Here is a 14,367-nt window from a genome sequence, read left to right as displayed (position 1 = left end):
GTTATTTTCCATTCTTCGTGTCGTTTGCTGCGGTCTTGCGTCTACCGCTCCATGTGCGCAGGTCGGCGTACAGATGTTCGAACAGCCCGCCGATGCCGCCCAGTCCAACGCGCATCACATGCGACAGGCTCCTGAGCGGCGTGTCGACTTCGCGCCCTTCCGCCCAGCCGGTCCATGCGTCGGCGCGGGCGAATGTGCTTTGCACGAAGTCGAGTTCCTGCTCGCGCGTCATCGGCGCGAACTTCAGGCCGACGCGGCCCGGCACCGAGTACGTGACGTCGGCGGGAAACACGAACTCTTCGTGGCCGCGAAACAGCGACACGACCACGCTTTCATGCAGCGGTACCTGGATGGCGGCAGGCAGTTGCAGCGCGACGCCGCCTTCCGCGTAATCGACTGTTTCGCACACGAGCGTGCGGCCCGTCGAGAAGCGCAGCGATGCCGGAATGCGCATCGCCACGCGATGCGTCGAGCGCACCTGGCGCTGCTCGCGCGCCGCCGCGACGCTCGCGCCGAGGATCAGCATGTTGTAGCCCGTCCACGCGAGGTTCAGCACGGTGGTCTGCACTTCGCTGTGCGAACTGGAATTCAGCGCGATATGCACGCAGCCGACGATAAATCCGAGCAGGTTCAGCGCCAGCAGAATCAGGTAAGGGCGCGAAATGCCCCAGTCGAAGTATTGCTCGTCGATGCGCCCGCCCTTCGCCGTCACGTTGAACTTGCCGAGCTTCGGGTTGATCAGCGCTAGCAGCGTCGGCGCTGTGATGTACGACGCGAGCACCGACTCATAGACTTCGGACCAGAACGAATGGCGGAACTTCTGCTGCATCCGCGAGTTCGTGATGTTCGCGTGGAACATGTGCGGCAGCGCGAAGATCGCGATCGTGCCCGCCGCCGCCTGGATGATGTGCGCGTTGAAGAACAAAAACGATAGCGGCGCGGTGAGGAACACGAGACGCGGGATGCCGTAGAAGAAGTGCATCATCGCGTTCAGATAGCACAGCCGCTGGCCGAACGACAGGCCGCGCCCCGTGAGCGGATTGTCGATGCGGAAAATCTGCGTCATGCCGCGCGCCCATCGGATGCGCTGGCCGATGTGGCCGCCGAGGCTTTCCGTCGCCAGACCCGCTGCCTGCGGTATCGACAGATACGCGGTCGTGTAGCCGCGGCGGTGCAGCTTGAGCGCTGTATGCGCGTCTTCCGTCACGGTCTCGACGGCGATGCCGCCGATCTCCTCGACCATCGTGCGGCGCAAGAGCGCGCATGAGCCGCAGAAGAACGTCGCGTTCCACAGGTCGTTGCCGTCCTGCACGAGACCGTAGAACAACTCGCCTTCGTTCGGCACCTTACGGAACGTGCCGAGGTTTTTCTCGAACGGATCGGCGGAGAAGAAATGGTGCGGCGTCTGCAGCATCGACAGTTTCTTGTCGCGCAGGAACCAGCCTAAGCCCACTTGCAGGAACGAGCGCGTCGGAATGTGATCGCAGTCGAAGATCGCGAAGTATTCGCCGTCGGTGATCTTCAGTGCCTCGTTGATGTTGCCCGCCTTCGCGTGTCGGTTGTGCGAGCGGATCGTCCACGCGACGCCCACTTCCTCGCAGAAGGCCTTGAACTCGGGGCGGCGGCCATCGTCGAGCACGTGAATGGACAGCTTGTCCTTCGGATAATCCAGCGCGATCGCCGCGTAGATGGTCGGCTTCACCACCGACAGCGGCTCGTTATAAGTGGGAATGAAAATATCGACGGTCGGCCAGGCGCTGCGGTCCAAAGGCAGCGGCATCGGCTTGCGCCTGAGCGGCCACGCGGTCTGGAAGTAGCCGAGCATCAGCACGAGCGCCGCATACACTTCCGCCGACACCAGCAGCAGACCCCATACGGCGTCGAGCGGCCGTTCCCAGTATGTCGTCTCCGTCAAACGCCAGTACATATAGCGGCCCGTCGCGATCACCGACAGCATGATCATCACGAGCGTCGCATAGTGCCCTTGCGCGCGGCGAAACAGCAGCGCGCAGACGAAGCAGCAGACCGCGAAGGTGAGCTGCTCGCCGAACGCGAGCGGCACCGTGAACACGAAGAACAGCGCCGCCAGCGCGAACAGTACGAGCAGGATCGTGACGGGCTTGCTGCCCAGAATGCGTCCGTCGATCAGATGCGACGCGAGGCGATCGAAACGCGAGCGGCGCGGCGCCGCGTTGTCGGCGGCGTCGAGAATGTCTTCGGGTGCGGTGCTCATGCGACGTTCCTCGGCAGCCGGGCCTGACCGTTCAGGCGCGTGCCCAGCCAGTCGCCGCATGCGCGCAGATCGGCGGCCGCCTGGCTGTGCGGATCGTAGTGGATCACGGTCGTGTCGTATGCAAGCGATTCGCTCACGCCCTGGTCGAGATGGATCACGCCGGGGAACAGATGGTCGTCGAGCGCATCGCGCAACACCTTGACGACGTCTTTCGTGAGGCTGCGGCTCTGGTCGACCTGGTTGATCACGTAGCCGTAGCCGATGAAGTCCTGACGCGGCAATGCGTAAGTCTGGATCAGCCGCTCCATCTGCGGAATCGCCGCATACGACGCGGCATCCGCGATCACGACGTTCAGCACGAAGTCCGCCGCGACCAGCGCGGCGCGCGTGTAGGCAGTCGCGCCCGGTGGCGTGTCGATCAGCACGATGTCGTCGGCATCGAGCGCGAGCGCTTCGAGCGATTCGCGGATCAGATACGGATCGGCGTCGAGCTGCGCTTCGAACACGCGCCTGTCGTCTTCGTTCAGTGCGCCATGCGGCAGCGCCGTAATGCTGTCGATGCCGTCGAACATCACCGTGCGCCACGATGCGCCCGCGAGCGTCGCGCGGGCGACGCCGTCGTAGCTGTCGATGGGAATGCCGAAGTGCAGACGCAGCGCGTTTTGCGGATCGAAGTCGACGGCGATCACGCGGCGTCCGTTCGAGCCCAGCACCGAGGCGAGATTCGCGGCGAGCGTCGTCTTGCCGACCCCGCCTTTAGCCGAAACAACCGAGACGACTCTCATGCGTCACCATCCACCTTGAAGCGCGATCTGAAGGTGTCGCGCAGTGAACGGCCAGGCGCCGCCGATCCATGCGACAGGCGGGCGAACAGCGATGACAGATCTTTCGACGGCGTGTTGGCGGGTGCCTCCGGCTGGGACACATTCGTGCCGCCGAACAGCCCCGAGAGGATCGACCCGCCCTGCTGCTGCATGGTCGCCGATGGCCTGGCGCGCGCGGCTTCCACGGCGGGATTCTCAAATGGGGCACGAGCAAACGTTTGGCTTTGTGCAAAAAAAGGGGCGGCCTGGGCGGCTTGTACTTCGCGCTGCGGCGCGGCATCGCGCGACGCCGGCGATGCCGGGGGCGTTGAAGGCGCTGCGGCAACTGTCGATGCAGGCGGGACGGACGCGGGTGTTTGAGCAGCGGGCGCGGCCGACATGCTCGGCGCGTTGGCTGCGGCATTGGTGCGATCCGCAGCAGCCGCGACGTTGGGCGGCGCGCTGAAGCGATTCGCGCCCATTTGCGCGGGAGCGACGGGCGGCGGCATCGACGCGTGGCGATGACCGCGCGCGAAAAGCGGCGGGCGCGCCGGTCCAGTGGATTCGGATCCGGCGGGCGTGGCGACCGTGTCTGCCGGTTGCGCCGCAGGTGCGGGCGACGCCTGAGCTGCCGGCTCGACGCGCGCTGCCGGCGACGCGGGACGGCCCGCGTCCGGCACGGGGCCGACGTGCGCGATGTCGAGCGCGTTCAGCAATGGCCAGCGCAGCGCGGCATGCTTCGCGTCGTCGTCACGCGTCACCTCCTGATACTGCCCGGCGTCGCCACCGAAGCGCCGGAACAGATTACCGACGTCGTCTGAAACGCTCATGATGTTTCCTCTACTTGTCCTGCGCATCCCTGTACTGCGACAGCGTTAGCTGTCCGCCCACTGTTTCACTATCTGGTTAACTTCGTCGTTGGGGTCAAGTTTAGTCAGGGCGCCTTCAACAGTCTGAATTCGTATGTGTGTGCGTTGGCGCTTTGATATTCCTGTAGTGCCAGCGAGCCCGCGCCCAGTTCGTGCAGCCAGTGCTGATACGCGCCTTCGAGAAAAGCGGAAGCCCACGGTGCGGCCCGTTCGCCGAACGCGGCAAGCGGCGCGCAGCAATGCTCGATGGACAGATAGTCGTCCCGTTCGGCAAGGCGAACGAAACCCCAGTCGAGCCCGGACCAAATGCTGTTGAGAAACGCGGCGAGGTCGTCCAGCGTCGTGCACTCGCCCGCCGGGTGCTTTGCAGCAAAGCGCGCGCCAATGCGCGACATCAGCATGCGCAACTGTGACGTATCAATCTGCGTCTCGAACTCTTCGGCGAGTGCGGTCAGAAAGCCGCGCCATTGCACGGAAGTCTGATGTCGCGTGTAATAGTCGAGCAAGGTTGCCGTGTGTTCGTCTTGCATGTCCGAGAGGTTGATGACAGGTGCGTAGGGTTTGCCCGGAAGGCACTGCTTCCAGTATCGGACATCGTCACGCAGACAGATTGCTATGTTCAGCGAATCGTCATAATGGGCGTCGCCAGCATAGCATCGTTCAGTTACCTATAAAAAAGCAACCGGCATGGTTTCTGATGTGGAAGGCAGACGACGAAACGATTATTTTGCGCTTGCTCTTTCGCTTCGGCTCTGGGCAGTTCATTGAAATGTTTCATTCGAAATGCGCATTTTCTTCCATCTCTTACATGCAAGCCAGCTTCACGTATCTTTCAATGCATTACTGCTCCTGGAGTCAAACGATGAAGATCAACGACGAGCGCGCCATTCAGTTTCTTGGCGAGATTCGCAAGCCGCTACTCGTGCTGCACAAGGCGATACTCGATCACGAGCGCGCCTTGTATGAGAAGGAGTTTGGCCCTGTCACGCCTGCCGCGTTCCTGCAGGTGCTGATCAATGGATCGGGCTTTCGCTGGCTCAATCCGTTGTCGGTGATGATCGCGAATGTCGACGAGATTCTCGATGACGATGAAGCAACCAGCGCCGATCGTTTTGGCGCCGTTGAATCTGTTGTCGGTCTTTTTTCGGAAGATTTACCAGGCAATATTTTCCTGCCGCGTTATCGGCAAATATTGCAGAACAGTCCTGACATACTGCATGCGCACGGACAAATCGCGCCGATATTGAAATCGCTTGAGGCGAGTTGATTAATCGACTCGTTTGTTTCGCATTTGAGTCGATGTATGAGAAACGGAAACTGGCATGGGCTCCTGCATTGCCTCACCTTTGGATAGTCCGCTTCAAGTGCGATGAAACGCGGAATGCAGTACGCCTGAATGACTTCCGGCAGATTGCGGATTCGCAAAGGTGAGCATCTGCAGGAGCGCACATTGCGCTGCAGCGCACGCCTGGCGTTATCGACTCAAAAACGAACCACACTCGCACGAATGTCGAACGGAGTTGAACACGCATGACACACTGGACGCTCGATCAGCAGTTCACGTATCGCGATCAAACCGTTCGTTATCGGGTCTTCGGCAATGGGCCGCCCATCGTGCTGATACACGGCACGCCATTTTCATCATGGGTATGGCACCGGATCGCGCCGCATCTCGCACATGACCGCAAGGTTCATGTGTATGACCTGCTCGGCTATGGACAATCGGAGAAGCGCGAAGGCGAGGATGTGTCGCTCGGCGTGCAGAACGGCTTGCTTGCTGCGCTGCTCGAACATTGGGGACTCGATGCGCCCGATGTCGTTGCGCATGACTTTGGCGGTGCGACGGCATTGCGCGCGCATCTGATCGACGGTCGCGACTACAGAAGCCTTACGCTGATCGATCCTGTCGCGGTCGCGCCGTGGGGCTCGCCGTTCGTGCGTCATGTGCGCGAGCATGCCGCGGCTTTTGCGGGGCTGCCCGCATATATCCATGAAGCCGTGGTCAACGCGTACATTCGCGGCGCGGTCGCAAGGACCATCACCGACGACGAGCTTGCGCCCTATGTCACGCCGTGGCTCGGCGATGTTGGACAACCGGCGTTCTATCGACAGATCGCGCAGATGGACCAGCGCTACACCGACGAGGTCGAAGCGCGCTATCCGCAGATACGCTGCCGCACGCAGATTCTGTGGGGCGAAGACGATCAGTGGATTCCCATCGAACGCGGGCGGTATCTTGCCAGCGTGATTCCGGACGCGCGTTTTCAGCCGGTGCAGAATGCCGGGCATCTGATGCAGGAAGACGCGCCGGAAGCGATCGTCGCCGCGGTGTTGCGGTGGGTAGACTGAGCGTCAGCCGGTTAAGCCGACGCGAGCCTTATCCGCGCTGATGCGGCAGGAACGGCATCGGATCGATCGGTTTGCCGTCGCGGCGCAGTTCGAACAGCACGGACACGCGCGAGTTGTTCTCGCTGCCCATCTCGGCGATCTGCTGACCCCTGCGCACGATATCGCCCGTCTTCACGAGCAGCTTGCGGTTATGCGCGTAGGCCGTCAGGAAATCCTTGTTGTGCTGGACGATGATCAGACTGCCGTACTCGTTCAGCCCCGTGCCGGCGTACATGACCTTGCCGTCGGCGGCCGCGCGGATCGGGTCGCCCGGCTTGCCGCCGATTTCGATGCCGCGCGTCTCGCCAGCCTGAAAGCCTTCGACGACATTGCCTTGCGCCGGCCAGATCAGCGACACGCCCTTCGCGTGGCGCGCCAGTTCGGCATTCACTTCGCGGGCGTCGGCGGCGCTCGGCGCGGGGGCGCCTGTTGCGGGCGCTGATGCCGTCGCGTTCGAAGTGCCGGTCGTGTTGCTGGCAGCACCGCTTGCCGTGCTACTCGATGCGCCCGACGTGCCGCTCACAGCCGCTGCGGCGCCATTTGCGTTCGGCGGCGTCGCGGCCTGCGCCGGAGCCGCTGGAGCGGCGACCATCTTCACCGCATCTGGCGACGATACCTTCAGCGCCTGCCCGATATGCAAGCGCGAGGACGTCTTCAGATGATTCCACGCGAGGACTTGCTTGACCGTGACGTTATGGCTGCGCGCGATGCGCGCCAGCGAATCGCCGCGACGCACCTTATAGACGACGGGCGGAACCGGCTGCGCGACCATCTGGGGCGCAGGCGCTGCGGGCGCCGGATCGGCTGCCGTTTGCGCGGCCGATGCCGCGTCGTTCTTGTTCGCGTCCTGCTCGCCGACATGCGCGCAGGCGCCCAACATCAAGGCGAGCGTGAAGCTCGCGAAACTGGCCCAGGTCCTGTCGAATCCATTCTTCGACATATGCTCTCCCGCATGATTCGTTCAAAGACCGGATGCGTGCGGCTCGCCCAATCAGCGGATGTCGAAAGACACCCGCGGGAGGCGCGCAGCATGCCGCCTCGTTGCGGCCTCAACCGTCCGGCGCGTTGCCGGGGCCAATCCGTCATCTCGCTCGGAGCCGCGTCATATCTGATGCGATCTTCCGCTAAAGGGGTCGGAATAGCCTTCTAAATCAAAGCCGCATTGTAAAGTGCAGGCGCCGGAAAACGCGGCGCGCGAACACTCTGATACAAAATGTTTAATCGCGGTAATTTTCGGTGGTTGGCAGGTAGATCGGTAGCCTATCGACTGCCTTTTAAACCATGCGTCATAAAGCCGCTCAATCTCATATCGGCACGGCGCGCGCGAAACTTGAGAAATGCCCGGGGCGGCAATCAACCTGGAGACGTCAATGGCCGACATTAGCGAATCGAAAACGATCAGCGTGGCGATCGCGCGCGACTGGCGCGAGGTGTACGCGTTCATGGAGCATCCGCTGTCCTTCGCGCAGTGGGCGTCGGGGCTCGGCAAGCCGTTGCGCGGCGAAGGCACACAATGGACTTTCGAAAGCGCCGATGGCAAGCCCGTCGACGTGCGCTTCACGCCGCGCAATGCGTATGGCGTGCTTGATCACTATGTGAGCACCGGACAGGGAGATGAGATCTATATACCGATGCGCGTCGTCGCGAACCGCGAGGGAAGCGAAGTGCTGTTCACGCTGTTCCGAACAGCAGGCATGAGCGACGCGCAATTCGCCGCGGATGCGCAGTGGGTCGAACGCGATCTCGCTGAACTGAAGCGCTTTCTCGAGCAGAAGTGAAGCCTGCTCGATTCACGCGCGCACGATCGTCACGCCGAGCGCTTCGAATGGCGCCGTGGTCGACCCGGGTGCGCCCTTCTCGACGATGATCGTGCTCGCCGCGTCGATGCCCGCAATCATGTACGCCGACGCGGCATTCAACTTTTCCGACGACGCGAGCACGATCGTCTCGGCCGCGCGCGCGACCAGCGCGCGTTTCACGTAAGCCTCTTCGAGATCACCGGTGCTCAACCCCGCCTCGGGATGAACGCCCGTCACGCCCATAAAGTACAGATCGGCGCGGATATGGCCGAGCGCTTCGATCGCGGCCGCGCCCACCGTCACCATCGAATGACGGAACAGCCGCCCGCCGATGATCACGATCTCCAGCGCCTCGTGCGCCGCGAGTTCGACGGCGACGCTCGGACTGTGCGTCACGATCGTCGCGCGCAGGTCGGCGGGGAGATGGCGCGCCAGCTGAATGGCAGTCGTACCGCCGTCGATAAAGGCGATCTGGCCTGGCGCAATCATCCGCGCGGCGGCCCGGCCAATCGCCGCCTTCGCTTCCGAGCCGATGGCCTGACGCCCCGCGAAATTCGCCACCGCCGGCGACGAAGGCAATGCGCCGCCGTGGACGCGCTGCAGTTTGCCCTCTGCGGCCAGTTCCCGCAGATCGCGGCGCACCGTGTCTTCCGAAACGCCGAATGCCTCGCTCAGCGGTTTGGCGAGCACCTGGCCGTCGCGCTGGAGCGCATCGAGAATCAGATTCTTACGTTGGGAAGTCAGCATCGATTTGTCTGATGGTGCCGTTTTTCAAGTTTGCACGAATTTTCTTGATTCTGCACGAATCTGCACGATACCATGATTCCGTTCGAGACAAGGAGGATTCATGGGCAAGACGGCTGACCGCGTGCGTATCGTCGATGTGCAGGTGCTGTCCGACGACTGGTACGTGCTGAAGAAGAACACCTTTGACTATCGGCGCGCCGACGGCAGTTGGCAGCGACAGAGCCGCGAGACCTACGATCGCGGCAACGGCGCGACGTTGCTGCTTTACGATCCGCGGCGACGGACCGTCGTGCTGACGCGGCAGTTCCGCTTGCCTGCGTTCGTCAATGGACACGAAGGGATGTTGATCGAAACGCCCGCCGGTTTGCTCGAAGAGGCATCGCCGGAGGAAAGGATTCGCGCTGAAGTCGAAGAGGAAACCGGCTATCGCGTGGAATGCGTGCGCAAGGTGTTCGAAGCGTTCATGAGTCCGGGCTCGGTGACCGAGAAGCTCTACTTCTTTGTCGCCGAATACGATGCCGATACGCGCATCAGCCGTGGCGGCGGAATCGCCGATGAAGGCGAAGATATCGAAGTACTCGAACTGCCCTTCGACGATGCACTAGCGATGGTCATGTGCGGCGAGATCATGGACGGCAAGACCATCATGTTGCTGCAGTACGCGGCGCTTCATCTGTTTGTGAATGAATGCGCAGCGGCGAACGAAACGCGCGAATAAAAAAACCCGTCGGGCTTCAAATGAAGCGCGACGGGAAATGCGTGGAAATCTCACGACACGAATGTCACTTGCTACATGGCACGATCAGAACTTGTGGCGAATCGCTGCACGGAACGCGAGCTGGTTCGACGTCGACGACGGAGCCTGCGTGCCGAGAATAAACGCGTTGTCCATGATCGAATTCGTCTTGTCGCCCGCGACCTTCTGGTACACGCCCTGCACGTAGAAGTCCGTGCGCTTCGAGATGTTGTAGTCCGCCATCAGGCCGACCGTATGGACCTTCGGCTTGGCGCTGCCCGTCGATGAATCGTAGTTCTCCAGCGTGTACACGTATTCGCCGCCGACATAGAACGCGGGCGTCACCTGGTACTTCGCATTCAGTTCGAAGTTCTGGAACCTCAGGCGATTGAGCGTCGAGCCTGCCGCGACGATCGCGCCCGGCGTGCCGAGATATCCGTTGCCCGTCGGGTTGTGGTAGTCCGAGTTCGAGTAGGCGAAGCCGACCGTCGCCGAGCCGAATGTGTAGTTGATGCCCGCGCCGAATACACGCATGCGTTGGGCGAAGAAGCTGGCGTCGTTGGTCGCAATCGCGCCGCTTGACGTTGCGCCCGTGTTGTTCGCCTGCAGGTAAGCAGCGGCAAGCAACAGGCCGCCCGTCGCGTATTGCGCGCCGAAGCTGTACTGACGGTCGTTGGCGAAATTCACGTCGTTGCTGAAGCTATACGTGCCGCCGAACTGGAAGCCGGCGATGTCCGGGCTCGCGTACTTGACCGTGTTGTTGACGCGGAACGAGTTGTCCGTGTTGTCGTTATCGAACGGGTGCGAGAACAGATAGCCAGACCAGTTACCGTTAGACGTCGTTTGCGCGAGATAGTCGACGACGGAATCGTATTGGCGGCCCAACGTGACCGTACCGAACCTGTCATTCGACACACCGACGTACGCCTGACGGCCGAACATGCGGCCGCCCTGCCCCAGACGGCCACTATTCAGGTCGAAGCCGTTTTCGAGTTGAAAGATCGCCTTGTTGCCGCCGCCCAGATCTTCCGCGCCTTTCAGGCCCCAACGGCTACCTTGCGCATAGCCGCTTTGCAATTCGACGACGCTGTGGCCGTTGACGCTATTCGTATAGTTGACGCCTTCGTCGATCACGCCATACAGCGTGACGCTGCTTTGCGCGAAAACGGGAGCGGTGAAGGCGGCTGTAGCGGCCAGCGCGATGACCTGTTTCTTCATTGGACGATCTCCGATTTTGGTAGATATGTTGGTGGCGTGTGTTCTGGGTTTAACATTTTTCGTTCGGCATGCTTACTATTTGTTCAGCTTTTTGCCGTTTTGTTTGCACGCACTTCCGGTTAGGGGTGCGTGCAACGGACGTGATGCTGCCCGAGCGCAATCGCGTCGTCTAGTTGAAGTCAGGACAGTGTTGAAAATCGTTGTGAAATGCCCACGAATGGTGCATCAATTCGTAGGATTGAATTGGTCTGTGCGTATTTCGGCGAACGTGACCGCCGATTTCGGGAACGTGACCGATTCGGCGGGGTTGGGCGTTGCGCGGTGTTGATTGTAGATTTTCTTGTTAGTTCTGGTCGAGTTCGGGCTCCAGGACGCTGGGTTTTGGGGATGCCTTTCTGAGGGATTCACCGGTGAGCGTGATCCGGTGATGACGCTGCATGAGACGGTCGAGCATTGCGTCGGCGATGGTCTCGTCGCCGATCCATCCATGCCAGTGCTCAATCGGTAACTGGCTTGTGATGATGGTCGCCTTTCCCGCTGAGCGGTCATCGATCATCTCGAGCAGATCGTTTCGGACCATCGCGTCGAGGGGAGCCATTCCCCAATCGTCCAGCAGGAGCACGTCAACGCGGGCGACCTGCAGCAGCCATTTTGTGAAGCCACCATTGCCGTGCAGAACGCGAAGCTCCTCGCCAAGTCGCGGCACGCGCAGATACAAGGCCGAATGCCCGCGCCGGCAAGCGTATTGGGCCAGGGCGCAAGCGAGCCACGATTTCCCAGCGCCGGTTGGACCGCTGATGAGCAGGCTGTAGCCGGCTTCGACCCAGTCACCGAGCGCGAGACTCGTGAGTGAGCGCGGATCGACGCCACGGCCAGCGCGCGTGTCGAGATCTTCAATGGCGGCTTGCGGATACTTGAGGCGCGCCTGCTTGAGCAGTCGGGTACGACGGCGATCATCACGCCAGCTGGCTTCCCGGTCGACCAGCAGTGACAGGCGTTCCTCGAAGCTCAGGCTGGCCGCACCGGGCTGCGTCAATTGTTCTTCCAGGCCGTCAGCGAAACCGTCCAGCTTCAGGGTGCGCAGTTGCGTCAGTGTCTGTTGCATCATCATGGTGGGTCTTCTTTATTGGTAGTAGCCGGGACCGCGTACATGCGCGTGGCTCGGGCTGATCCAGTCGGCAGGCGTTGCCACTCCAGCGCGGTCGCGGTTGTTGATCAGGATGTCGCGCACGTGGCGGTAACGGTGCACGCCCAGCTCCAGTGCTAGCGCACAGGCGGCTTCGAGACGTTCGCGGCCATAGCGACGTGAGAGCGAGAGCAATCCGAGGCACGCCCGATAGCCGTGTTCCGGATGGCGTTGCTCCTGCAGCAGCCGGGTAACAAGCGCGCCGGTTGCCGCGCCGATCTGCTGTCCCCAATGAATCAGCCGCTGCGGCGTCCATTCCAGATGAGCGCGGTGCGCCGCCGGCATGTGCTCGACGACGGTGGTGTAGCCGCCTGCGCGGTCGTTGCGTGCGTGGCTGGCGACACGGCGACCTCGATGCAGCAGTTCGACAGCGCCCGCCGTGATGCGTGCATCGAGCTTGAGACCGACCAGCGCGTGCGGCACGCTGTAGCGGTGTTTGTTGATCTCGACGTGATAGTCGATGTGAACCGTCACTGTCTTGAAGCGCGCGAGCTCATAGGGCTGTGCCGGCAGCGGCTGCAGTGCCGGCGCGTCCAGCTGGGCGAATGCGCTGGCGCGACATCCCGGCAGCTTCTGGAACGGCCTCTCATTCAGGTTCTTGAGCAGCGGGCGGATCGCCTCATTGACCGAGTGGACCGACTCAAACCGGTGATGACGCAGGCGCGCCATGATCCAGCGCTCGACGACCTGGACCGCAACCTCTACCTTCGGTTTCTCGCAAGTCAGCAACTGCCTGTCATGAGGAACGTCGCCTAGTCAAAGGCGCGTCCTTCGAGATTACCCACCCATTCCACCCAGCACGTGGAAATCGCTTTGTCCTGGTGAGTCGCAAGCAGAACTGGGGTGAAGATCGCGTGATGTATTTCGACGCACACAAGCGTCTGCGCTCGGTGCTGGCATCCTGGACCGATGTCCCAGAGCCAGATCTGTTCGCGCAGGCCTCCGGTGGTCATTCCTGGTTTAGAACTGACGATCTGCTTCGATTGCGTGCGCTTGTCGACGATTTGTTGGGAGCGCACGATGTCAAATAAATTTCGCCGTCGGCGTAAAGATAAATATGCCGCTGTAGAGATGATCCTAGCTCTACTCTATCAAGGCAATTTTAGTTTTCGTGCGCTATTGAACGCCATTTCTAGAATAGACCAGGTCACAGAGATACTTGACGCATCGAATACAGAGGCGTATTTTATTTATCGTTGCCTCAACGAGAGATCATGTAATGACCAAGCCACCGTCAAAGCGCGATCGACTACGCGAACTTGGTGCTCTCAATCCTCATCCCGACCGAATACTGGCGCCATGGTTTCGATCGGGCGATTTCTTCGATCCCGACGATCTTGTTCAGGTCAAGTACGAGATGTTGCGTCATGTTCGGGTCGATGGCGCTTCCAAGGCCGAGGCGGCCGCCCTGTTCGGAATGTCCAGGCCGACCTTCTATCAAGCGGAGAGCGCCTTTGCGAGCGAGGGGCTGCCAGGGTTGCTTCCGAAACAGCGTGGGCCCAAAGGCGCGCACAAACTCAACTCGGTGGTCATGGCGTTCATCGAGGAGCGTCTACAGCAAGACGGCAGCATTCGCGCTCGCGCGCTTGCGCACGAGATCGAAACCTGGCTGGAGCTTTCGATCCACCCACGCAGTATCGAACGTGCTTTAGCACGCAAAAAAAAACCATAGACGATTCACCCCAATCCCGTCCGCCATCGTCAGCGCTTGCTCGCTACGAAGCGCTACGGGCCGACCTGCTCGGCACAGGTCTTAACTCAGAAGGCCACGCGGCCATACGCTTTCATGGCCTGTTGCACGGGCTGGCGATCCAACGCCCGGACGCTTCGCGCATTGAGGCTCCCACTCCAACCGTGCCTGCTTCCAACTCAGTGCGGGATAACGGCGCGCTTGTTCGCGTGCTCGCCAACCTCGTACTGCGCACCCACGAGGAGCTTGCCCATGTCTACTAACTCCGCTCAGAAGGTCACCGCTGAACATCTGCGGCGTGATGCGTTCCTCTACGTTCGACAGTCGTCGCTTCGGCAGGTGTTCGAGAACACCGAGAGTACGAAGCGGCAATATGCGCTGCGCGATCGCGCCGTTTCGCTCGGATGGCCGATTGAACGTATTCACGTCGTCGATAACGATCTTGGCATGTCCGGCTCCAGCGCCCAGGAGCGAGATGGCTTTCAGCACCTGGTCGCCGAGGTCGCGAATGGTCATGCCGGCATCGTGCTCGGATTGGAAGTGTCGCGCCTTGCGCGCAATAATGCAGACTGGCATCGCCTGATCGAACTTGCATCGCTCACGCAAACTTTGATTCTGGACTAATGTCGAGCAGTCCGTAATGTGGAGTACGAGGCTCTAACGCACCACTGTACATTGGATCTGGAAGCAACGACTTC

At 61.2% G+C, this 14,367-nt stretch carries 15 protein-coding genes and 1 pseudogene; 7 read left to right on the top strand and 9 right to left on the bottom strand.

What is annotated here, in order from left to right; translation table 11 throughout:
• Position 1 precedes the first annotated feature (1 nt).
• The 4 genes from bcsA to bcsD form a co-directional block, all read right to left on the bottom strand.
• The gene (gene bcsA, locus SB822_RS41410) at positions 2 to 2,233 is read right to left on the bottom strand and encodes a UDP-forming cellulose synthase catalytic subunit (protein ID WP_410857424.1); all 2,232 of its coding nucleotides are present in this window, start codon (positions 2,231 to 2,233) and stop codon (positions 2 to 4) included.
• Positions 2,230 to 3,018, bottom strand: coding sequence for a cellulose biosynthesis protein BcsQ (bcsQ, locus tag SB822_RS41405; protein ID WP_079488923.1), 789 nt, complete (start codon positions 3,016 to 3,018; stop codon positions 2,230 to 2,232). Before bcsQ ends, bcsA begins: the two co-directional genes overlap by 4 nt.
• A complete protein-coding gene (gene bcsP / locus SB822_RS41400; protein WP_410857423.1) occupies positions 3,015 to 3,866 on the bottom strand; it encodes a cellulose biosynthesis protein BcsP in 852 nt (283 codons plus the stop codon). Before bcsP ends, bcsQ begins: the two co-directional genes overlap by 4 nt.
• A 104-nt stretch (positions 3,867 to 3,970) precedes the next feature.
• Positions 3,971 to 4,435: a cellulose biosynthesis protein BcsD gene (gene bcsD / locus SB822_RS41395; protein ID WP_007732934.1), complete on the bottom strand. Its 465-nt coding sequence runs from the start codon at positions 4,433 to 4,435 to the stop codon at positions 3,971 to 3,973.
• Positions 4,436 to 4,767: 332 nt separating this feature from the next.
• On the opposite strand from bcsD, the gene SB822_RS41390 reads away from it, so the two are divergent.
• Entirely contained in the window at positions 4,768 to 5,172 is a 405-nt protein-coding gene (locus tag SB822_RS41390; RefSeq protein ID WP_407671839.1) for a hypothetical protein, read from the top strand.
• A gap of 263 nt (positions 5,173 to 5,435) precedes the next feature.
• Positions 5,436 to 6,254 carry an alpha/beta fold hydrolase gene (locus SB822_RS41385; protein ID WP_007579126.1) on the top strand — a complete coding sequence of 273 codons (819 nt, stop codon included), beginning with the start codon at positions 5,436 to 5,438 and terminating at the stop codon, positions 6,252 to 6,254.
• Between the two features lie 28 nt (positions 6,255 to 6,282).
• On the opposite strand, the gene SB822_RS41380 is transcribed toward SB822_RS41385, so the two are convergent.
• Entirely contained in the window at positions 6,283 to 7,233 is a 951-nt protein-coding gene (locus tag SB822_RS41380; RefSeq protein WP_410857422.1) for a peptidoglycan DD-metalloendopeptidase family protein, read from the bottom strand.
• Positions 7,234 to 7,663: 430 nt separating this feature from the next.
• On the opposite strand from SB822_RS41380, the gene SB822_RS41375 reads away from it, so the two are divergent.
• A complete protein-coding gene (locus SB822_RS41375) occupies positions 7,664 to 8,071 on the top strand; it encodes a hypothetical protein (protein WP_007579128.1) in 408 nt (135 codons plus the stop codon).
• A 12-nt stretch (positions 8,072 to 8,083) separates the two neighbouring features.
• On the opposite strand, the gene SB822_RS41370 is transcribed toward SB822_RS41375, so the two are convergent.
• On the bottom strand, positions 8,084 to 8,839 hold the full coding sequence (locus SB822_RS41370) for a DeoR/GlpR family DNA-binding transcription regulator (protein WP_079488931.1): 756 nt from the start codon (positions 8,837 to 8,839) through the stop codon (positions 8,084 to 8,086).
• A 100-nt stretch (positions 8,840 to 8,939) separates the two neighbouring features.
• Here SB822_RS41370 and SB822_RS41365 point away from each other — a divergent pair, with 100 nt between their 5' ends.
• On the top strand, positions 8,940 to 9,557 hold the full coding sequence (locus SB822_RS41365) for an NUDIX domain-containing protein (RefSeq protein ID WP_410857421.1): 618 nt from the start codon (positions 8,940 to 8,942) through the stop codon (positions 9,555 to 9,557).
• A gap of 84 nt (positions 9,558 to 9,641) precedes the next feature.
• Here the strand turns inward: SB822_RS41365 and SB822_RS41360 are convergent, their stop codons facing one another.
• The 3 genes and pseudogenes from SB822_RS41360 to SB822_RS41350 all read right to left on the bottom strand — a co-directional run.
• Positions 9,642 to 10,793, bottom strand: a complete 1,152-nt coding sequence (locus SB822_RS41360) for a porin (RefSeq protein ID WP_410857420.1) — start codon at positions 10,791 to 10,793, stop codon at positions 9,642 to 9,644.
• A gap of 343 nt (positions 10,794 to 11,136) precedes the next feature.
• Positions 11,137 to 11,904 (bottom strand): IS21-like element helper ATPase IstB, encoded by a 768-nt coding sequence (gene istB / locus SB822_RS41355; protein WP_035927402.1) that lies wholly within the window; start codon positions 11,902 to 11,904, stop codon positions 11,137 to 11,139.
• A 12-nt stretch (positions 11,905 to 11,916) separates the two neighbouring features.
• Positions 11,917 to 12,696, bottom strand: a pseudogene (locus tag SB822_RS41350) (Mu transposase domain-containing protein); the annotation flags it as partial.
• A 59-nt stretch (positions 12,697 to 12,755) separates the two neighbouring features.
• On the opposite strand from SB822_RS41350, the gene SB822_RS41345 reads away from it, so the two are divergent.
• From SB822_RS41345 to SB822_RS41335, 3 genes are all read left to right on the top strand, one after another.
• Complete coding sequence (locus tag SB822_RS41345; RefSeq protein WP_100215965.1) at positions 12,756 to 13,010, top strand: DUF5372 family protein; 255 nt, start codon at positions 12,756 to 12,758, stop codon at positions 13,008 to 13,010.
• Between the two features lie 188 nt (positions 13,011 to 13,198).
• The gene (locus SB822_RS41340) at positions 13,199 to 13,651 is read left to right on the top strand and encodes a helix-turn-helix domain-containing protein (protein ID WP_410857419.1); all 453 of its coding nucleotides are present in this window, start codon (positions 13,199 to 13,201) and stop codon (positions 13,649 to 13,651) included.
• 270 nt (positions 13,652 to 13,921) lie between these two features.
• Positions 13,922 to 14,293 (top strand): recombinase family protein, encoded by a 372-nt coding sequence (locus tag SB822_RS41335; protein WP_410857418.1) that lies wholly within the window; start codon positions 13,922 to 13,924, stop codon positions 14,291 to 14,293.
• The last annotated feature ends 74 nt before the right edge of the window (positions 14,294 to 14,367 follow it).

It is taken from the genome of Paraburkholderia sp. SIMBA_054 (genome assembly GCF_046534875.1).
GTDB classification, from domain to species: domain Bacteria; phylum Pseudomonadota; class Gammaproteobacteria; order Burkholderiales; family Burkholderiaceae; genus Paraburkholderia; species Paraburkholderia hospita.
Note: the sequence above shows the minus strand (reverse complement) of the source record. Positions and strands in the feature narration are given on the sequence as shown.